This is a genomic window from Micromonospora sp. CA-259024 (assembly GCF_050936255.1).
Classification (GTDB): Bacteria; Actinomycetota; Actinomycetes; order Mycobacteriales; family Micromonosporaceae; genus Micromonospora.
Genome location: NZ_JBNJND010000001.1, coordinates 1921816 through 1941750 on the forward strand (window position 1 = coordinate 1921816; position 19935 = coordinate 1941750).

19 protein-coding genes and 1 pseudogene are annotated in these 19935 nt (G+C 72.9%); 6 read left to right on the forward strand and 14 right to left on the reverse strand.

Annotated features, from left to right (window positions below):
• Window positions 1-44 precede the first annotated feature (44 nt).
• Window positions 45-692, reverse strand: coding sequence for a TetR/AcrR family transcriptional regulator (locus ACQEUX_RS08185; RefSeq protein ID WP_433043592.1), 648 nt, complete (start codon window positions 690-692; stop codon window positions 45-47).
• A 57-nt stretch (window positions 693-749) separates the two neighbouring features.
• Between ACQEUX_RS08185 and ACQEUX_RS08190 the strand changes: the two genes are divergently transcribed.
• The 3 genes from ACQEUX_RS08190 (at window position 750) to ACQEUX_RS08200 (ending at window position 3874) form a co-directional block, all read left to right on the forward strand.
• Window positions 750-2102, forward strand: a complete 1353-nt coding sequence (locus ACQEUX_RS08190) for an MFS transporter (RefSeq protein ID WP_433043595.1) — start codon at window positions 750-752, stop codon at window positions 2100-2102.
• A 34-nt stretch (window positions 2103-2136) separates the two neighbouring features.
• A complete protein-coding gene (locus tag ACQEUX_RS08195) occupies window positions 2137-3294 on the forward strand; it encodes a hypothetical protein (RefSeq protein ID WP_433043598.1) in 1158 nt (385 codons plus the stop codon).
• Window positions 3295-3532: 238 nt separating this feature from the next.
• A complete protein-coding gene (locus tag ACQEUX_RS08200; RefSeq protein WP_046564157.1) occupies window positions 3533-3874 on the forward strand; it encodes an RNA polymerase-binding protein RbpA in 342 nt (113 codons plus the stop codon).
• Between the two features lie 62 nt (window positions 3875-3936).
• On the opposite strand, the gene ACQEUX_RS08205 is transcribed toward ACQEUX_RS08200, so the two are convergent.
• The 9 genes from ACQEUX_RS08205 to ACQEUX_RS08245 form a co-directional block, all read right to left on the reverse strand.
• Window positions 3937-4455 (reverse strand): FxsA family protein, encoded by a 519-nt coding sequence (locus tag ACQEUX_RS08205; protein WP_433043603.1) that lies wholly within the window; start codon window positions 4453-4455, stop codon window positions 3937-3939.
• A 67-nt stretch (window positions 4456-4522) separates the two neighbouring features.
• Window positions 4523-5332, reverse strand: coding sequence for a polyprenol monophosphomannose synthase (locus ACQEUX_RS08210; RefSeq protein WP_433043607.1), 810 nt, complete (start codon window positions 5330-5332; stop codon window positions 4523-4525).
• A gap of 34 nt (window positions 5333-5366) precedes the next feature.
• The gene (lnt, locus tag ACQEUX_RS08215; protein ID WP_433049666.1) at window positions 5367-7022 is read right to left on the reverse strand and encodes an apolipoprotein N-acyltransferase; all 1656 of its coding nucleotides are present in this window, start codon (window positions 7020-7022) and stop codon (window positions 5367-5369) included.
• 488 nt (window positions 7023-7510) lie between these two features.
• Window positions 7511-8893, reverse strand: a complete 1383-nt coding sequence (locus tag ACQEUX_RS08220; RefSeq protein WP_433043610.1) for a glutamate mutase L — start codon at window positions 8891-8893, stop codon at window positions 7511-7513.
• Complete coding sequence (locus ACQEUX_RS08225; RefSeq protein WP_433043613.1) at window positions 8890-9297, reverse strand: hotdog domain-containing protein; 408 nt, start codon at window positions 9295-9297, stop codon at window positions 8890-8892. Before ACQEUX_RS08225 ends, ACQEUX_RS08220 begins: the two co-directional genes overlap by 4 nt.
• The gene (locus ACQEUX_RS08230; protein WP_433043615.1) at window positions 9294-10058 is read right to left on the reverse strand and encodes an OAM dimerization domain-containing protein; all 765 of its coding nucleotides are present in this window, start codon (window positions 10056-10058) and stop codon (window positions 9294-9296) included. Before ACQEUX_RS08230 ends, ACQEUX_RS08225 begins: the two co-directional genes overlap by 4 nt.
• On the reverse strand, window positions 10055-11614 hold the full coding sequence (locus tag ACQEUX_RS08235; RefSeq protein WP_433043618.1) for a lysine 5,6-aminomutase subunit alpha: 1560 nt from the start codon (window positions 11612-11614) through the stop codon (window positions 10055-10057). The genes ACQEUX_RS08230 and ACQEUX_RS08235 overlap by 4 nt, the downstream gene beginning before the upstream one ends.
• Window positions 11615-11662: 48 nt before the next feature.
• The gene (locus ACQEUX_RS08240) at window positions 11663-13228 is read right to left on the reverse strand and encodes an amidohydrolase (protein WP_433043621.1); all 1566 of its coding nucleotides are present in this window, start codon (window positions 13226-13228) and stop codon (window positions 11663-11665) included.
• A 4-nt stretch (window positions 13229-13232) separates the two neighbouring features.
• Entirely contained in the window at window positions 13233-14282 is a 1050-nt protein-coding gene (locus ACQEUX_RS08245) for a zinc-binding alcohol dehydrogenase (RefSeq protein WP_433049669.1), read from the reverse strand.
• A 152-nt stretch (window positions 14283-14434) separates the two neighbouring features.
• On the opposite strand from ACQEUX_RS08245, the gene ACQEUX_RS08250 reads away from it, so the two are divergent.
• Together ACQEUX_RS08250 and ACQEUX_RS08255 are read left to right on the forward strand one after the other, a co-directional pair.
• A complete protein-coding gene (locus ACQEUX_RS08250) occupies window positions 14435-15841 on the forward strand; it encodes a KamA family radical SAM protein (RefSeq protein WP_433043624.1) in 1407 nt (468 codons plus the stop codon).
• Window positions 15842-15913: 72 nt separating this feature from the next.
• On the forward strand, window positions 15914-17080 hold the full coding sequence (locus tag ACQEUX_RS08255) for a low temperature requirement protein A (RefSeq protein WP_433043627.1): 1167 nt from the start codon (window positions 15914-15916) through the stop codon (window positions 17078-17080).
• 36 nt (window positions 17081-17116) lie between these two features.
• Here the strand turns inward: ACQEUX_RS08255 and ACQEUX_RS08260 are convergent, their stop codons facing one another.
• The 3 genes and pseudogenes from ACQEUX_RS08260 to ACQEUX_RS08270 all read right to left on the reverse strand — a co-directional run bounded on the left by ACQEUX_RS08260 (window position 17117) and on the right by ACQEUX_RS08270 (window position 18638).
• A complete protein-coding gene (locus ACQEUX_RS08260; protein ID WP_433043630.1) occupies window positions 17117-17797 on the reverse strand; it encodes a polysaccharide deacetylase family protein in 681 nt (226 codons plus the stop codon).
• Window positions 17798-18150: 353 nt separating this feature from the next.
• Window positions 18151-18370 (reverse strand): annotated as a pseudogene (locus tag ACQEUX_RS08265) (YnfA family protein); the annotation flags it as partial.
• 73 nt (window positions 18371-18443) lie between these two features.
• The gene (locus tag ACQEUX_RS08270; protein ID WP_433043633.1) at window positions 18444-18638 is read right to left on the reverse strand and encodes a CsbD family protein; all 195 of its coding nucleotides are present in this window, start codon (window positions 18636-18638) and stop codon (window positions 18444-18446) included.
• 156 nt (window positions 18639-18794) lie between these two features.
• On the opposite strand from ACQEUX_RS08270, the gene ACQEUX_RS08275 reads away from it, so the two are divergent.
• Window positions 18795-19406, forward strand: coding sequence for a histidine phosphatase family protein (locus ACQEUX_RS08275; protein ID WP_433043636.1), 612 nt, complete (start codon window positions 18795-18797; stop codon window positions 19404-19406).
• Here the strand turns inward: ACQEUX_RS08275 and ACQEUX_RS08280 are convergent.
• On the reverse strand, window positions 19336-19842 hold the full coding sequence (locus ACQEUX_RS08280; protein WP_433043639.1) for an Lrp/AsnC family transcriptional regulator: 507 nt from the start codon (window positions 19840-19842) through the stop codon (window positions 19336-19338). The genes ACQEUX_RS08275 and ACQEUX_RS08280 overlap by 71 nt on opposite strands.
• Between the last annotated feature and the right edge of the window lie 93 nt (window positions 19843-19935).

Sequence of the window (19935 nt, forward strand, 5' to 3'; positions counted from 1 at the left end):
TTAATCCAACGTTTGATGGATAATCGTCGTGCGGGGGCGGCCCGTCAAGGGGCCGGTGGTCCGTACAGCCCGTCCAGCAGGCGATGCACGAACGCCCGGAACTCACGCCGCTCCCGCGCGCCCGGCGCCCCCGCGGCCAGCGCCACCACGTGACCGTGCGTCGCCCACACCAGACTCCGTACGGTGATGTGCGGGGTCGGCTCCGTCAACGCGCCGGCCGCCGCCGCGGCGGTGAGCAGCTCCGCCACCAGCCGGTACAACGGTTCGGAGTAGCGCTCGTCGAGGTCGGCGTGCCGCTGCGGTTCCAACCAGCGACGCAGCCACAGCGCGGTGGTCTCCGGCTGGTCCTCCAGAAAGTCGACGAAGACGTCGACCAGCTCGTGCAGGGCCCGCCGCGCCGCGTCCGGCCCCGCGTCGAGGGCCGATCGGGCCTGCGCGGCGGCCTCGGTCAGGACCTCCCGCTCGGCGGCGAAGACACGGGCGAAGCAGGCGTCGTAGAGCGCCGCCTTCGTACCCGTGTGGTGCGCGACGGTGGCGACGTCGACCCCGGCGGCGGCGGCGACGTCCCGCAGCCCGACGGCGTCGAAGCCGCGTTCGGCGAACAGCGCGGTCGCCGCGGTGAGCACCACCTCGCGGGTCGGCCGGGTCTCGTCGCGGCGGGGCCGACCCGGACGGCGTCGAGGCATGGTCATGGCCGCCATTCTGCCCCTAGAATCCGGCAACCGTTGGATTGCGGAGAGGATGCGGCGATGACCGGGCTCGACCGGCGGCCCGCGGCCGCCACGGAAGCGACGCTGCCCCGCGGCCCCCTGGCCGGGTTCGCGGCCGGCTCGCTCGGCATGGGTGTCTGGGTGACCGTGCCCGGCCTGCTGCTGCTCTACTTCCTCACCGACGTGCTGGCCGTCGGGCCGTGGCTGGCCGGCCTCGCGCTGCTGCTGCCGAAGATCGCCGATGTGCTGCTGCACCCCTGGGTGGGCCACCGCGCCGACGTCGAGCAGACCCGACGGGGCGACCGGCGGCGACTGCTGCTGCTCGGCTGCGCCCTGCCGATCGCGTTCGCCGCGCTCTTCGCGGTGCCGGGCGGGCTGACCGGCGCGCCCGCCGCCGCGTGGGTGGCGGTGTTCTTCGTCGCCGGCAACCTGCTCTTCGCCGCCTACCAGGTCCCCTACCTGGCCATCCCGGCCGACCTGCGGATCGGCTACCACGAACGCACCCGGCTGATGGCGTTCCGGATGGTCGTGCTGACCCTGGGCATCCTGGTCTCCGGGTTGCTGGCCCCGCTGCTCACCGGTGGTGACACCGCGACCCGTGGTGGCTACCAGCGGATGGGCGTGGTCCTCGCCGTCGGGATGCTGCTCGCCATGCTGGTCGGTGTGGCCGGCATCGCCCGGCTGCGCGGTTCCGCGGCGGCCACCACGACGGCGGGGCACAACGGGTGGCGGGCACTGCGTACGGCGCTGCGCGACCGGCAGTTCCGCTGGCTGGTCGCCGCGTACCTGGCGATGTCCACCACCACCCATCTGGTGCTCGCCGGGGTGCCCTACTACGCCGAGTACGAGCTGCGGGCGCCCGGCCTCACCACGGTCCTGGTGGCCGCGTTCGTGGCACCGGCGCTGCTGGTCACACCGGCCTGGCTGGTGGTGGCCCGCCGCGTCGGCAAGCAGCGGGCGCTGCTCGCCGCGCAGGGCGCGTTCGCCCTCGGGTCGCTGGTCCTGGCGGTGGGCCGCCCGGCGGGCCTGCCGGTGCTGGTCGGCGCGGTGGCGGTGCTCGGGGTGTCGTTCGCCGGCATGCAACTGCTGCCGTTCTCGATGCTGCCCGACGTGATCCGCGCCGCCGCCGAACCAACCGGCGCCGGCACCTACACCGGGGTGTGGACGGCCACCGAGGCCACCGGTGCGGCCCTCGGCCCGTACGCGTACGCCATCTGCCTGACCGTCGGTGGTTTCGTGGCCTCGACGGCCGGTGAGTCGCCGGTGCAGCCGGACGCGGCGCTCGCGGCGGTCCGCTACGGCTTCGGGTTGCTGCCGGCCGTGGCGATGCTCGCGGCGCTGCTGCTGCAACGCCGCTACACCCTGGACGCGACGGCCCGGGCCGCCAGCTGACCCGCAGGCCGCCCGGCACTAGACTTCGCCCTCGATGGACGCCCAGCTCACCCCCGCCGAAACCCGCCCGTGCGCCCACTGTGGACGGCCGGTGCCGCAGCGTGTCGGCGCGGGTCGACCGTTTCGCTACTGCCAGGACAACGACGGCGCCTGCCAACGTGCCTCCCGCAACAGCCGGATGCGGCACCGCAACGCCCCCGGCCTGCCCGGGCAGGTGGCCCGCACCTGGGAGGTGGTGGACCGCCTCGACCAGATCGTCGAGACGTTGACCGAGTCGCTGCACGCCGAGTTGTCGCCGGTGGGTGTGCAGCGGCAGCTCGCGCAGGTCCGCGCCGAGGCCGCCACCGAGATCGCGGCGGCCCAGTCCGAACGCGACGAGGCCCGCGACGACGCCGAGAACGCGGCGGCCGACGCGGCGCGCGCCCGCGAGCAGACCCGGGGTGCCCTCGCTGAGGCCGACGACGCCCGCCAGCGCGCCGAGCAGGCCGTGCGCCAGGCCACCGCGGCCGACGAGCGGGCACAGCGCGCCGAGGCCGCCCGTGACCAGGCGCGGCACGACGCCAGCGCCGCCGAGGCGCTGCGCGCCCAGGCCGAACGCGACCGCGACCAGGCCCGTGCCGAGGTGCGTGACCTGCGGGTGGAGCGCGACGCCGAGCGGCAGCGGGTGGCCGACCTGACCGTTGAGCGCGACGCGGCGCGCGCCGACGCCGAGCGGGCCACCCGGGCCGCTGCCGAGGCGACCGAGCGGGCTGGGCGGTGGCAGGCCGAGGTGCAGGACGTGCGGCGGCAGATCGAGCAGACCCGCGCCGACGCCACGCGGACCCGCGCGGAGGCCGCCGACGCGGCCCGGGCCCGGGAGCAGGCCGACCGGGCCCGCGACCGCGCGCAGGTCGCGGCCCGTCAGGCCGACGACGCCCGCCAGGAGGCCGCGGAGCTGGCCGCGCGGTTGCGCGCCGAACTGGCCGCCACGGCCGCACAGCGCGACACGCTCACCGCCGAGCTGACCGGGGCCCGGCAGGCCGCGGCCACCGCCGAGGGCCGGGCCACCGCCCTGACGGTACGACTCGACGCCGCCGAAACCGACCGGGACCTGGCCCAGCGGCGGGTGGCGCAGCTCGGTGACCAGGTCAGCGACCTGGCGTTGGCGCTGGCCCGCCTCGGTGCCGCCACCGGTGACGACGGCACCCGTTGATCGCGGCGGACGTCGGCGCAACCTTCGCCGTGCCCGGGCGGTTAACATCCCCGGTGGCAGCGGATACACATCACCGTTGCGACCCACCCGGGGATCACCTGGCCGGGTGACCGTCCCGGCCGGTTACCCTTGGTCCCGGCCCACCCGTGGACGCCTCACGCCCTCGGGCGGGAATGGCTCGACGGGAACGCACCGTTACACCCAGAAGACCAGCACCACGAACGAGGGGAAGTCGATCATGGGCGAGCGTATGCTGCGCGGAAGCCGCCTTGGCGCGGTGAGCTACGAATCCGACCGCAACACGGAGCTCGCGCCGCGTCAGACCCGCGAGTACCTCTGTGCCAAGGGCCACCAGTTCGAGGTCCCGTTCGCCGTCGACGCCGAGGTCCCGACGACCTGGGAATGCAAGTTCGACGGCAGCGTCGCCCGACTCGTCGACGGCAGCGAGCCGGAGCAGAAGAAGGCCAAGCCGCCGCGTACCCACTGGGACATGCTGCTGGAGCGCCGCTCCATCGCCGAGCTCGAGGACATCCTCGCTGAGCGGCTGCAGGAGGTTCGTACCCGCCGCGGCCGCGCCTGAGCCGCACGCACGACGACGGCGCCCCCGGGGATGTCCCCGGGGGCGCCGTCGTGTGTCCGTGCTCAGTGGCGACCGGGCTCGATGATCTCGCCCTCGATGGCCCGCCCGCCGTCGACGACCACCGGCTGTTCCGGCTGCGGGGTCGGTCGCGGCGCACCCTGGCGCACCCGCACCGTGCGCGGCCCGAACAGGTCACCGGCGACCATCGACGACACCCGCCGCTCGGTGGTGCGTTGCACCCCGAGGCGGGCCAGTCGACGCACCGGCGGCACCAGCAGCAGCAGCCCGATCAGCCCGCTGACCAGACCGGGCACCGCCAGCAACAGGGCGCCGGCCAACCCCACCAGCCCGTCGGTCACCTGCTGACCCGGCGGCTGCCCGGCGGTGGCGGCGGAGCGGAAACCACGCCAGGCCCGCATCCCCTCGCGGCGCAGCAGCACCAGCCCCAGCAGGGAGGCGGCGAACACGAGCAGCACCGCCGCCCCGAACCCGAACGCGCGCCCCACGCCGACGAACACCGCCAGCTCCACGACCACCGCCAGCAACAGGGCCAACGGTACGAACCTCAGTCCTCGGCGCATCTCACCTCATCGCCATTCCCGCGACACCATGGGCGTGTCCCGCCCATCCAGCATGACACGAACGCGCTCACGGCCACCGCGCCTGACCGGTCGAGGTGCCGTGCAGCCCCCGGCGCACCGCCTGCCGCCGGTCCCGCACAGCCCAGGCGGTGATCCGCCACAGCGCCTCGGCCACGATCCGCGGGCTCATCTTGCTGTCCCCGCGTTCCCGTTCGGCGAAGGTGATCGGCACCTCCACGATCCGCACCCCGGCCCGGTGCGCCAACCGGGACAACTCCACCTGGAACGAGTAGCCCTGGGAGGTCACCGAGCCCAGGTCGATGGCGTCCAACGCGCTGATCCGGTACACCCGGTAGCCGCCGGTGGCGTCGGAGACCGGCATGCCCAGCGCGAGGCGCGCGTACAGGTTGCCGCCGCGCGAGAGCAGCAGCCGCCGCAGCGGCCAGTTGACCACCTGCGCGCCGCTGGTCCACCGGGACCCGATCACCACGTCGGCGTCGCGGGCGGCGTCCAGCAACGCCGGCAGGTCCTCCGGTGCGTGCGAACCGTCGGCGTCCATCTCCACGACCGCCTGGTAGCCACGCTCACGCGCCCAACCGAACCCGGCCAGGTACGCCGCGCCGAGGCCCTGCTTGCCGTGGCGGTGCAGCACCTGCACGTGCGCGTCGCCGTCGGCGAGAGCGTCGGCGATCGCGCCGGTGCCGTCGGGGCTGTTGTCGTCGGCGATGAGGATCTGCACCGCCGGGGCGGCCCGCCGCACCCGACCCACGATCGCGGCGATGTTGTCGGCCTCGTTGTAGGTGGGGATCACCACCAGCACCCGCCCCACACCGGGTACCTCGTCCGGGCGTCGAATCGTATCGGTCGCCTGGATCACGGTTCCTCCGCTCCCGCCGGCGTACCGGCTGTTGCTAACCGGGCATGACCCGCTGCCGCCGGCGCAGTACCGCCGCGCCGACCAGGGCCGCCGCGGCCAGGGCGGCGAGCGCCACCTCCGGCCACCAGCCGAGGCGGGTGGCGAGGGTACGTCCGCCGTCGAGGTGCACCTGCCGCACCACGACCTCCCGGGTGTTGAACCCGGTGGCATCGCTTACCCGCCCGTCGGGTGCGACGAACCCGGACACCCCGACCGTGGAGGCCATCAACGCCGGCCGGCCGTGCTCCACCGCCCGCAGCCGCACCATGGCCATCTGCTGGCGGGCCTCCGCCACGTCGAAGGTGGCGTTGTTGGTCTGCACCACCAGCAGCTGAGCGCCGCCGGTGACGGTGTCGCGGACCACCCCGTCGTAGGCGACCTCGAAGCAGATCACGTCACCGAGCACGGCCGGGCCGGTGCGTACCACGCCCGGGGTGCTCCCGCCCACGAAGTCGCTGCGGATCAGGTCGACCTGCTTGCTGACCATGCGGGCGATGTCGCGCAGCGGCACGTACTCGGCGAACGGCACCGGGTGGCGCTTCGCGTACAACTGGTCCAGGTCGGGGCCGGTGCCGGGCCGCCACAGGATGCCCACGTTGCGGACCTGCCCGGCGCCGGGGCCCAGCAGCACCGCGCCGACCAGGATCGGCGCGCGGACCGCGTCGGCGGCCTGGGAGATCCGCGCTCCGGCGGTGGGGTTGCGCAGCGGGTCGATGTCGCTGGAGTTCTCCGGCCACACCACCAGGTCGGGTTGACGCTGCTGCCCGGCGGTGACCCGGGCGGCCAACTCGATGGTGGCGTCGACGTGGTTGTTGAGCACCGCCTGCCGTTGGGCGTTGAAGTCCAGGCCCAGCCGCGGCACGTTGCCCTGCACGATGGCCACCGTGACCGTGGCGCCCGACCCCGCGGCGGCGACCGGCACGAGCAGGCCCCCAGCGGTCAGCGCGACCGCCACGGCAGCCGGTACGGCCACCGGCGCCCACCGTCGCGCTGGCGTGGCACCCAGGGGGCCGTCAGCGGGCGGGGTGTCGTCCTGTGGGGTGCGCCGGGCGGTGACCCAGCCCTGCCAGGCGGCGGTGACCAGCAGCCCGCCGACGAGGGCCACCGCGAAGGTGACCAGCGGCGCGCCGCCCAGCGCGGCCAGGCGCAGCAGCGGTGACGTGTCCTGGCTGAACGCGAGCCGCCCCCACGGGAACCCTCCGAACGGGGTGCGGTCGCGCAACGCCTCCTGCCCCACCCACAGCAGCCCGGTCAGCACCGGCCACGCCCAGCGGCTGCGGTCGGCCAACGGGGACACCCACGCGGTGGCCGCGCCCAGCAGCGCCAGGTAACCGGCCTGCAGCAGCGACAGCAGCACCCACGGCAGGTAGCCGGTGTGCAGGTTCGTCCAGGCCAGCAGCGGGGCGAAGAACGCCACCCCGGTCAGGAAGCCCAGACCGGCGCCGGCGCGCAACCGCCGCCGGTGTACGGAGGCGGCCAGCAACGCCACTCCGACCGGCGCGAGCGGCCACACCCCGTACGGGGGGAACGCCATCAGCAGGGCCAGCCCGGCGGCCACGGCCAGGGGCACGGCGGCGCCCAGCGGCAGCGGCCGGCCGGTCACGACCGGCCGGGGCAGCACCGCCGGGGTGTGGGTCTCATCCCGGTCCAGGGTCGTCACCGCTTCACCTCGATCACGGGGCGAAGGTTACCTGGCTGGCGGGCGCACCGGCCGCATCGGCCCGCCGTGCACAGACCGCCCAGCGGGCATGAAATCGGGGCGCGGCTGACGCCGCGCCCCGATGCTCCCAGGCCCTTCCCGGCCGGTGTGGCGAGGATGGGGCACGACGACCTTCGGACCGACCGGACGTGGACTGGCTGCCCCCGCCGGGCCGTTGTCTACTGGCCGTGCACCTCACCCTGCCCGTACACCGGTAACCGCGGCCGGTTCGCGCCGCCCCGCCGACCCCCGCCCGCTGGACCTGGCCGCCGCGACGATGACGCTGAAAAATGTCGCTCGGCCAGCGGACGAAGGGACGAAGCGAACAACAGCCGCTTCCCGTGGTAGGACTCAAAGACGGTACGTGTTGCACCCCGTCGGTTGTCAACCCGCCCCCGGCCTGTCGTGTGTTGCGCCACGGCGTGTCGGGTCGGCGTGTCTCAATGGGTGCGGAGATGGTGACGCAGCAGAGCCCCCGCGGCCGTCCGGTGCTCCTCGGCGAGCAGTCCGCCGGCGGCCAGCACATAGTCGACGTCGACCACCGCCCGAGCGGCGCGCGGCAACGCCCACCCGCCGGCGTGGTCGGCGAGGACCGCCGCCAGCACCTGCCCGGACGCGTCCGCCGGGGCGTGCCGCAGCACCCCACCGGAGCCCACCACCAGTCGCACGTCCCGCAGGTCCCGCCCGGCCCGCTCACCGGTGGCGGCGCCACGGGCGTGCCGGCGCAACGCCACCGTCGCCGCGAGCGTGGCGATCCGGGCGTCCACGGCCCGCTCGGCGTCGTCGGCGGCCAGGAACGCCGGGTCGGCGGCCCGCAGCGCCGCGGCGGCCGCCAGGTCGTCGGACTCACCGGGGGCGAGCAGCCGCTCCTCCAGGGCGGCCCGAACGACCCCGGGGGCGCTCCACCGCATGCCCAGGTCCCCCTCCACGGTGCGGGCCCGCCACAGACTCCCGGCGACCTCCCGGCCCGGCCCGGTGGCCCGCTCGTCGGGGGTGAGCACCGAGTACACGTCGGTGGTGGCCCCACCCACGTCGACCACGGCCAGGTCCCCGCCGATGGTGTCGGCGAGCACCTCCACACCGGTGAGGACCGCGTCGGGGGTGGCCGCCCGCACCAGCCGGGCGAACCGGGTGCCCTTCGACAGCCGTTTACCGCCGATGACGTGGCGCAGAAACACCGCGCGGATCGCCGCCCGCGCCGACGCCGGGGCGAGCACCCCGATGCGGGGCAGGACGTTCTCCGCGCCCGTCACCGGCACCCCGGCGGCCTCCAGCAGCCCGGTCAGCTGTGCGCGGACGTCGCCGTTGCCGGCGTACACCACCGGCACCCGCCACCGGGCCCGGGCCAACCGGGTCGCGTTGTGGGTGATCGTGTCGGCGTCACCGCCGTCGGTGCCACCGACCAGCAGCACCACGTCGCACCGGGCGGCCCGCAGCGCCGCCAGGTCCGCCGCGCCGAGCCGACCGGCCGCCACGTGCACCACGTGCGCGCCGGCGGACAACCCCACCCGGCGGCCCGCCTGCGCGGTGACCAGCGGCTCGTAGCCGATCACGGCCAGCCGCAGCCCACCGCCGGCCGACGAGCAGACGTACCACGGCACGTCCCGCGCCCCCAGGCCGGCGGTGGCCGCTGCGACCGCGGCGTCCAGACCGTGCAGCACGTCGCTGCCCACCGTGGTGGGCGCGGCCGCCGCGCCCACCAGCACACCGGCGGCCAGGTCCACCACCGCCACCTTGGTGTACGTGGAGCCGACGTCCGCGCAGACCGCCAGGGTGACGGACCTCCCATGTTCGCGACTGCGGGGCTCGCAACCCCGGCTCACTCCTCGCGACTCACGTTGGCGGCGGGAACGACCACGGTGCCGGTCGCGGTGACCGCCACGATCGGCGGGTCCAGGACCTCGGCGGCCGACTCGGAGCGGTCCGGGCGGCCCCGGCACACCACGGCGCAGGACAGCTCCAGGGTGCGGCTGCGGGTGCCCACCCGCGACACCTGCGCGGTCACCTGCACCACGTCACCGGCGCGGATCGGCGCGTGGAACCGCACGTCGGCGTAACCGGCGAACAGCCCCTCGTCACCGTCGGTCTGGATGCACACCTCCGTGGCGACGTCGCCGAACAGACCGAGGGCGTACGCCCCGTCGACGAGGTTGCCGGCGTAGTGGGCGTGCGAGTACGGCACATACCGTCGGTGCGTCACCGTCAACCCGAGCCTGGAGTCGGTCATGCCATCGCCTTCTTCTGCGTGATCAGGGCGTGCACCAGGTAACTGGCCACCTCGCCGGGCGTGGTGCCCCGACCGAAGATCCGGTCCACACCCAACTCGTCGGTCATCGTCTCGTCGAACCGGGGGCCACCGACGATCAGCAGCGGCCGCCGCCCGGCGGGCATCGCCTCGCGGAACGCCGCGGACATCTCCCGGGTGTTGTGCAGATGCGCGTCGCGCTGGGTGACGACCTGCGACACCAGCACCGCGTCGGCCTTCTCCACCCGGGCGGCCTCCACCAGCTCCGGCACACTGACCTGCGCACCCAGGTTGGTGACCTTCAGCTCCCGGTAGTACTCCAGGCCCTTCTCACCCGCGATGCCCTTGACGTTGAGGATCGCGTCGATGCCCACGGTGTGCGCGTCGGTGCCGATGCACGCCCCGACCACGGACAGCTTGCGCCGCAGCCGCTGCTTGACCACCGTGTTGACCTCCTTGGCCGACAGCAGCGCGAAGTCCCGTTCCACCACCTGCACCGCGTTGAGGTCGACCAGGTGGTTCACCCGCCCGTACACGACGAAGAACGTGAACCCGTCACCCATCGGCTTGGCGTGCACCACCATCGCCGGGTCGATGCCCATCCGGTTGGCCAACTGCACCGCCGCGCCCTCGGCCCGCTTGTCGTGCGTCACCGGCAGGGTGAACGACACCTGCACCATCCCGTCACCGGTGGTGTCCCCGTACGGCCGCACGATCTTCTTCGCGGCGTCGGCGGCGCTCATGCCGCATCCCCTTCCAGGATCTCGGTGGCCGGGTTGCAGTAGTCCGCCTCGTGCGCCGCGACCCCGGCGAGGCCCTTACCGCGGTCCGCCGGCCGCTTCATGATCCCGAACGTGCCCTCCGCGATCGCCGTCAGCAACGTCTGCTCCCCGATGCGCTCCAACAGGTCCAGCGCCTCACCGAGGACCTGGTTGGCCCGGCGCCGGATGAACCCGCCCGGCGCCGGTACGAAGTCCTCGTGCAGCCCACCGGCCGCACCCAGCACGTACCGCACGTTCTGCAGGGCGATGTCCCGGTCGGACAACCACGGCGTCACCACCGCCTCGGTCATCATCCCCACCAGCAGGATGCCCTGACCGGTCAGCGCACCCGCCAGGTTGAAGAACCCGTCGAGCAGGTTGCCCCGGAACACGTCGCCGGTCATGTGCTTCGTCGGCGGCATCCACTTCAGCGGCGCCTCGGGGAACAGCTCCCGCGCCAGCAGCGCGTGCGCCAACTCCAACCGGAACGACTCCGGCACCTCCGGGTTGATCTCGAACGCGTGCCCCAGCCCCAACTGCCAGTCCGCCAGGCCTGCCTCGTGCGCGAAGTACTCGTTGAGCAGCTGCGACACCGTCACCGTGTGCGCCTCGTCGACCGCGTCGGCGGTGGTCAGGTAGTTGTCCTCACCGGTGTTGATGATGATCCCGGCGCGGGCGTGCACCTGCCGGGAGAACCGCTGGTCGACGAACGTACGAACCGGGTTGATGTCGCGGAACAGGATCCCGTACATCGAGTCGTTCAACATCATGTCGAGGCGTTCCAACCCCGCGAGGGTCGCCATCTCCGGCATGCACAACCCGGAGGCGTAGTTGGTCAACCGCACGTAGCGGCCCAACTCCTTCGACGACTCGTCCAGCGCCGCGCGCATCAGCCGGAAGTTCTCCTGCGTGGCGTACGTGCCGGCGAACCCCTCCCGGGTCGCGCCCTCGGGCACGTAGTCCAGCAGCGACTGCCCGGTGGAGCGGATCACCGCGATCACGTCCGCGCCCGCCCGCGCCGCCGCCTGCGCCTGCGGAATGTCCTCGTAGATGTCCCCGGTCGCCACGATCAGGTAGATCCACGGCCGCTGCGCCGGGTCCCCGTGCCGCTTCACGAGGCGGTCCCGTTCGGCGCGCCGCCGGTCGATACGCCGAATGCCCGCACCGACCGCCTTCCGCGCCGCCGACCGGGCTCCCGTCGCGGCCCGCCCGCTGGGCAGAGCGAAACGCACCGACCCGGCGGCGGCCTTCTGCGCCAACAGCGTCACGTCCGTGATGCCCTCGCGCGCCAACGCGTCGAACACCGGCACGGCCACCCCGTGCCCCAACCCCACGTCCGCGACGACCGCGTCGACGAGCCGGTTCACCCACGGAATGCCGTCCGGGTCGGCGCCGGTCACCCCGGCCAGGCGCAGCACCGCCCGCTCCACCGACACCGTGGTGTGGCTGCGCGCCAGGTCCACCACCGGCTGCCCGGCCCGACGCGCCAACTCCCGTGCCCGCGCCACGAGCACCGGATCAAGATCAAGCTTGCTCATCGACCATCCACTCGTTCCTGTGCCTGATGGCTCGCTCGCTCCGCTCGCTCACGACGACCCTTCCTCATAGATGACCTCACCGCGCAGCACCAGGCTCCGGCACACCGGCAGGGGCGTCGGGTCGTCCGCACCCCGCAGCTCCGGGTCCTCGGCCAGCAGCACCGGCAGGCCCCGCTCCACCCCGGCCGGCGTCGACCACACCGCGAACGTCGCCGGCGCACCCAACGCCAACACACCCTCGACGTCCAGGTGCACCGCCCGCCACCCACCACGGGTGTGCGCGGCGAACGCCGCCCGCACACTCATCCGCTGCGCCGGGTTGTGGTGCGCCGCCGCCGCCCGCACCGACCCCCACGGGTCCAGCGGCGTCACCGGCGAATCCGACCCGAACGCCAACGCCACACCCACACCGTGCATCGCACCCATCGGGTTCGACTCCAACGACCGGTCCAGACCCAGCCGCGCCTCGTACATCCGGCCCGCGCCACCCCACAACCGGTCGAACGCCGGCTGCATGCTCGCCACGATTCCGTACTCCACGAAAGCGGCGATCATCCGCTTGTTCATGATCTCCGCGTGCTCGATGCGGTGGCGGGCCGCGCGCAGCCGTTCCACACCCAGCGTCCGCGCCGCCGCCGCGAAACCGTCGAGGACCGTGCCGATCGCCGCGTCACCGATCGCGTGGAACCCGCCCTGCATGCCGTGCGCCGCGCAGTCCAGCAGATGATCACGTACCTGCTCGGCCGACAGGTACCCGTGCCCGCAACCGTCACCGTCGCCGTACGGCTGCGACACGTGCGCGGTACGCGAACCCAACGCCCCGTCGGCGAACAGGTCACCACCGGCGCCCACCGCACCCAACTCCCGGGCCCGCGCCGCGCCCCCCAACTCGCCCCAGTACCCGTATACCTCCGGCAACCCCGCACCGGAGATGCTCAGCAGGCCCGTGAAGTCCTCCTCGTCGGAGATGTCCGGACCACCGCACTCGTGCACCGCGGCGATACCCAACGACGCCGCGTGCTCCAGGGCCACCCGCTGCGCCGCGACCCGCTGCGCCCGACTCACCGACCCCTGCGCCACCGCACGCACCACGTGATGCGCGTCCCGCCGCAACCAGCCCGACGCGTCGTACCCGGCCTCGGCCGCCGCCTGCGGGCACGCCGCCAGCAGCGCCGACGACACCAACGCCGAGTGGATCGACGCCTGCGACAGGTACACCCGCCGGCCACCGGCCGCCCGGTCCAGCGCCGCCGCGTCCGGCAACGCCGGATCCGACCAGCCCGACTCGTCCCAGCCGTGCCCCAGCACCACCGCGTCCGCCGGCAGACCCGCCGCGAACCCGGCCACCGCGTCCAGCAACTGCCCGGCCGAACGCACCCCGGACAACTCCAGCCCGGACAACGCCAACCCGGTGTCGGTGGCGTGCACGTGCGCGTCGACGAAGGCCGGCGTCACCAACGCCCCACCCAGGTCCACCACCCGGTCGGCCGGCGGCGCGTCGCCGTCGGGCCCCAACCAGGCGATCCGCCCACCGGACACCAGCAGCGCGGTGGCGCTCGGATCGGCGGGGCAGTGCAGCACGCCGCCGCGGTACAACGTCGAGGGGTTCGTCATGACCTCAGTCTGCCGCGATCCGCGCCGCGAACAGCTGACGCACCCCCGGCTCGGCGCGCAACAGCCCCAACGCCAACTCCGCGTGCCCCGGCACGTAACCGTTGCCCACCAGCATCGTCACGTCCGCGGCCAACCCCTCCGCGCCCAACGCGGCCGCGGAGAAGCTCGTCGCCATCGAGAAGAAGATCACTGTGCCGCCGTCCGCGGTGGCCAACACCGCCCCGTGCTCACACCCCGGCACGTCCACGCAGACCACCGTGACGTCCGCCGGGGCACCCAGGGCGGTGGTCACCGCCGTGGACAGCCCCACCGGGTCCCGCGCATCGGCCAACGCCACCACCGACGCCAGGCCGGCAGTCACCAGCGCGTCGCGCTCCGCCGCCACCGGCACCACCCCGACGGTACGCCCGGCACCCGCCCGCCGCGCCGCGGCCAGGGACAACGACCCGCTCTTGCCCGCCCCACCGATCACCGCGACCCGCACCGGCGTCGGATCACCGGCACGACGACGCTCCTCGACGTAACGCGACACCACCCGCGCGGTCAGCGCCGGCGCCCCGCACACGTCCAGGACCGCCAGGGACAACTGGGGGTCCTCGTCGTCGGGCAGCACCGCGGCGATGGAACGGGCGAACAGGATCGCCCACCCGTCACACGGCACCTGCTCACTGCGCCCGTCCCAGCGGGCCAGCCCGTCGGTCACCACCAGCGGGGTCAGCGTCAACGACACCAGGGTCGCGACCCGCTCCCCCGCCCTGAGCCCCAGCGGGGAACGCCGGCCGGCCTCCTCGACGGTGCCGATCAACATCCCGCCGGACCCGGTAACCGGGTTCTGCATCTTTCCCCGGGTCGAAATGATCTGCAGCACCTCGGCGCGGACCGCGTCGCCGTCCCCGCCGTGCTTCTCCGACAGCTGCCGGAAGCTCGCCGCGTCCAGGTTGAGCCGCTGCACCCGGATCCGCACCTCGTTCGGCGCGATCGCCGCCGACGCGTCCAGGCGCCAAGCCGCCTGCGGCAGCACCCCCGCCGGTTGCACGACGCGGTGCAGTCCCACCGGTGACGTCACGCCGACCTCCCCTGTCCAGCCGCTCGAAGCCCCGGTCAAGGCTCGCGTAACGGGAAAACTTACGGCAGACTAATTTCTTTGCCGGATATTTTCCAGTAGCCTTCGAGCTTCGCGATCTGCCGCAACACCGAGGAGGGGCCGTGACCCAGACCCAACCGGTTGAGACCATCCCTCAACCCCGTCACGCCCCGGTCGCCGTACCGACCGCCGGGCAGCCGTACGAATACCACCGCCGCCCCCTGGTCGAACCCGACTGGACCCGCTTCCCCGGCTGGCGCCACGTCACCCGCGACCAGTGGGAATCCGCCCAGTGGCAGCGCGTCAACTGCGTCAAGAACATCAAGCAGCTCCGCACCGTCTTCGGCGACCTCATCGACGACAGCTTCTACACCGACCTCGAAGCCGACCAGCGGGCCCTGGCCACCATGTCGATGCTCGTACCGCCCCAGATGATCAACACGATGGTGCCGTTCGCGCCCCTCACCACCGAGGCGCTGCTCGCCGACCCCATCCGCCGCTACATGATCCCGGTCGCCTCCGACCGACGCACCGACTGGCCGTCACACCCCTACGCCAGCCGCGACAGCCTCCACGAGCACGACATGTGGGTCGCCGAAGGCCTCACCCACCGCTACCCCACCAAGGTCCTCGCCGAACTGCTCTCCACCTGCCCCCAGTACTGCGGGCACTGCACCCGCATGGACCTCGTCGGCAACTCCACCCCCGCCGTCGACAAACTCAAACTCACCCTCAAGCCCGTCGACCGCTACGACGCCCACATCGCCTACCTCAAGGCCCACCCCGGCGTCCGCGACGTCGTCGTCTCCGGCGGCGACGTGGCCAACGTCCCCTGGCGCAACCTCGAGTCGTACCTCATGCGCCTGCTGGAACTGGAGACGGTCCGCGACATCCGGCTCGCCACCAAGGCCCTCATGGGCCTCCCCCAGCACTGGCTGCAGCCCGACGTCGTCGAAGGCCTCGAACGGGTCGCCCGCACCGCCGCCCGCCGCGGCGTCAACCTCGCCATCCACACCCACGTCAACCACGCCCAGTCGCTCACCCCACTGGTCGCCAAGGCAGCCCAGACCGCCCTCGACGTCGGCGTCCGCGACGTCCGCAACCAGGGCGTGCTCATGCGCGGCGTCAACGCCACCACCCCGGAACTGCTCGACCTCTGCTTCGCGCTCCAGGGTGAAGCCGGGATCCTGCCGTACTACTTCTACATGTGCGACATGATCCCCAACGCCGAGCACTGGCGCGTCCCGGTCTGGCACGCCCAACAACTCCAGCACGACATCATGGGCTACCTACCCGGCTACGCCACCCCCCGCATCGTCTGCGACGTCCCGTTCGTCGGCAAACGCTGGGTGCACATGCTCACCGACTACGACCGCGAGCGCGGCATCTCCTACTGGACGAAGAACTACCGCACCTCCATCGAGTCCGCCGACCTGGAGGCGCTCAACAAGCGCTACGCCTACTACGACCCGATCGACACCCTGCCCGACAGCGGCCAGCAGTGGTGGGCCGACCACCGCAACGACTGACCCAGCACCAACGACACCCCGGGAATCCCCTTCCCGGGGTGTCGCCCATTCCCGGCGGCTACCGTCCCCACCATGGGACACCGGCGGCCCACCCCCGAACACGACACCGCCGAACGGGTCACCCCCGTCGAGGTCTTCTTCGACGTCGTCTTCGTCCTCACCATCACCCAGCTCACCCACGCCCTCGAGGCAGACCTCACCTGGGCCGGCCTCAGCCGCACGGTGCTCATCTTCGGACTGCTCTGGTACCTCTACACCGGCTACGCCTGGCTCACCAACCACGTCCCACCCCGGCGGACCACCGCCAAACTGCTACTCCTCGCCGGCATGGCCAGCTTCCTGCTCACCGCCGTCGCGCTCCCCGCCGCCCTCGCCGACACCGGCCTGATCTTCGCCATCGGCTACCTGGCCGTGGTCGTCGTCCACCTCATCATGTTCATGCGCTCCGACGCCCGCGCCGGCGCACTCCGACTCGCCCCCTACAACCTCGGCGCCGCACTGCTCATCCTGGCCGCCTCCGCGCTCGACGGCCCCGCCGTCCCCGCCCTCTGGGCCGCAGCCGTCCTCGCCCAGGCCGTCCTGCCCTACCTACTCCCCCGCCACTCCTGGCTCCGCGTCGCCGCCACCTTCCACCTCGGCCCGGCACACTTCGTCGAACGACACGGCCTGCTCGTCATCGTCGCCCTCGGCGAATCCGTCGTCGCCATCGGCATGGGCATCCCCACCGACCAGGTCACCGCCGCGAGAGCCGGCGCGATCCTGCTCGCCCTCGCCCTACCCGCCGCCCTCTGGTGGATCTACTTCGCCGACACCCGACCCGCCGAGACCGCACTCGCCGAAGCGACATTCGCCGACCGCAGCCGGATGGCCGCCCGCGCCTACGTCCTCCCCCACTTCCTGCTGCTGCTCGGAGTCATCCCCACCGCCGCCGATCTGCAGGCCACCGTCGCCCACCCCGACCAACCGGCCACCCCCGGCGCAGCCCTGGCACTCGGCGGCGGCGTCGCGCTCTACCTGACCGGCATCTCCGCCGTCCGCCGCGCCCTACGCCTGCCCATCTCCCTCACCCGCCCCACCGCCGCGCTGGCGGTGCTGGCCACCGTCCCCGTCGGCGTCACCCTCCCCGCCACCGTGCAGCTCGCCACCGTCACCGCCGTGCTGGTACTGATGCTCGTGGCCGACGCCCGGTGGCCGTGGCCGCACGTCGGCCGCCTCACCCGGGCATCGGTCGGCCCCTGACGAGCTCGCGGACGGCGCCTTCCGCCAACCGGGCCGTCAGGCGCCAGCCAGCACCTCGGACAGCGTGGCCGGGGCCAGCCCCCGCTCGCGCAGCCCGGCCAGGATGTGCGGCAGGGCCTCGTCGGTCATCGCGGCGTTCGCCTCGGTCACGTGCATGATCACCACCGACCCCGGGCGAACGTGGTCCAGCACCGCCCGCACCAACGGCTTCCACGCGGTCGCGAACGGATCGCCGCTGACCACGTCGCCGTCGACCACCGTTACGCCCAACGGCGCCAGGGCGTCCAGCACCGCCGCGTCGTGGCACAGCCCCGGGAAGCGGAAATAGCGAGTCTGCCGACCCCCGTACGGCGCGATCACCTCGAACGTCTTCGCCACGTCGGCGGCCAACTCGTCGACCGGCAGCCGGGGCAGGTCATAACAGTCAGCGGTGAACGCCGCGTGCCCGTAGGTGTGGTTGGCCAACTCAAAGCGCGGATTGCCCGCGATCCGCCGGGTCACGTCCGGATAACGCTGCACCCACTTGCCGGTCAGGAAGAACGTCGCCGGCACCTGCTCCCGTTCCAGCAGGTCGAGGATGCGTAGGTTCGCGTACGACTTCACCCGACCGGCACGCAGGCTGTCCAGCATCCCGTCGGTCATGTCCGCGTCGAAGGTCAGCGCGACCTTGCTACCGGTCCGTGGCCCGTGATCGACCACCGGTGCCCGGGTCCCCACCCGCGTCGCCCCGGGCACCGTGGGAGCCGCCGGCGTGGCAACTGTCGGCGATGGAGTGGCACTGGCCGAGGGTACGGGCGCAGAGGCGGACGAGCCGACGAAGATCGACCGGTCCGGCGGTGGCACGCGGGACGCTGTGCACGCGACACTGCCGACAACGGCCACCGCAACCAGTACGCCACACCACAACGGGCGAAGCCGGGGTCGGATCACGCCGGAGATCATCGCAGACGCGAAAGCGTCTCACTGCCCCCTCTGCTCGAGCCCAATCCCGCCGATCTTGCACTTTCGGTTGTCGAAATGGCTCGAATATCCCTTACGTCGGGGCAGCAAGTGCAAGATCGCAGAGCAGACACCATCGCCCAGCCCAACGACCCGGCCACGAACACCCCGCCGAAGTTCACGCCGCCGGCTGGAAGGTGGCGACGAAGCCGTAGCATCCCAGCGCGAGCACCCCGGCCGCGATCCACCACAGGCCGCGTTGCTCCCGCAGCCCTGCCAGACCAGCCAGGCGCCGCCGATCTCGGCAAGTGCGGCCAGCACGAACAGCGCCGGGGAACGCAGCACGGTCACGCCGCGACAGTGGCCGCAGCACACGACGGGTCCCCGGGCGACGATACGCCCGGGGACCCGTGGACCGCTCAGGTCACTTCGTGAAGGCGTCCTTCACGTTGCGGCCGGCGTCCTTGACGTTCTGACCGGCCTGCTTGGCGCGCGCGTCGCTCTGCTGGCTGGCGCCCTCGCCACGCATCCGCTCGTTGTCGGTCATGTCACCGACGCGCTCACGCGCGGCGCCGGCCATCTGCTCAACCTTGTTTCGTGCCTTCTCGGTGAAGCTCATCGCGCCTCCTCGGTCTGGCGGTTGTCCTCGCTCGCTTGCCCGGTCTCTGGGTGCCGAAACCGGCGGTGCCGGTCGGCACACCCGCTAAGGCGTCCTAGGAAGATAGGTTGAGGGAGGGCCCCATGACGGCCCGGCCCACGATGGTTAACTGACCGCATGGGAGAGCTCCTGCTGATCCGACACGGCGAGACCACCTGGAGCGCCAGCCGGCAGCACACCTCGTACACCGATCTGGAGCTGACCCCCGACGGCGAGCGACAGGCCCGCACCCTCGCCGCGTTCCTCGCCGGTCGGCGCTTCGTGACCGTGCTGGCCAGCCCCCGCTCCCGGGCGCTGCGCACCGCGCAGCTGGCCGGGCTCACCGTCGACGCCGTCGACGAGGACCTCAGCGAGTGGAACTACGGCGAGTACGAGGGCCGCACCACCGTCGACATCCACTCCGACCAGCCACACTGGAACATCTGGACCGACGGCTGCCCCGGCGGGGAGTCACCCGCGCAGGTGGGCGAACGGCTCGAACGGGTGCTGGCCCGGGTGACCCCGCTGCTCGACCGTGGCACCGTCGCGCTCGTCGGCCACGCGCACAGCCTGCGGGTGCTCGGCGCCCTCTGGATCGGCCTGCCCCCGTCCGCGGGCGGACTGCTCCGCCTGGACACCGCCACCGTCAGCGCGCTCGGTCACGAACACGGCCGGCAGGTCATCCTGCGGTGGAACCAGCCGGCTCCTCCGGCACCCGGGACCGCGACCGACTCGGTGCCGGGGCACTGATCTTCGGCGGCCGGTTCTCGTACGGCGTGGACAGCACCACCGTCGTCCGGGTCGTCACGTTCGCCGACGTACGGATCTCCTGCAGCACCCGCTCCAGGTCGGTCGGGCTCGCCACCCGCACCAGCAGCAGGTAGAAGTCCTCCCCCGCCACCGAGTAACAGGAGTCGATCTCGGGCAGGTGCGCCAGCCGCTCCGGCGCGTCGTCCGGCTGCGACGGGTCGAACGGGCGGATCGCCACGAACGCGGTCAGCGGCAGGTCCAACGCCTCGAACGAGACCCGGGCGGCGTATCCCTTGATGACCCCGCGCTGCTCCAGCCGGCGCACCCGCTGGTGCACCGCGGACACCGACAGGCCCACCTTCTCGGCCAGGTCGGTGTACGACAGACGGCCGTCAGCGGTCAGCGCGGCGACGATAGCGCGGTCGATCTCCTCCACGGCGTGCAACCTACCGGGAAAACCGCCCGACTGCGATGAAGCACCCGCCGCACCGCGCGGGCGGCGGACTGCGTCAACCCACCGCAGCCGCGC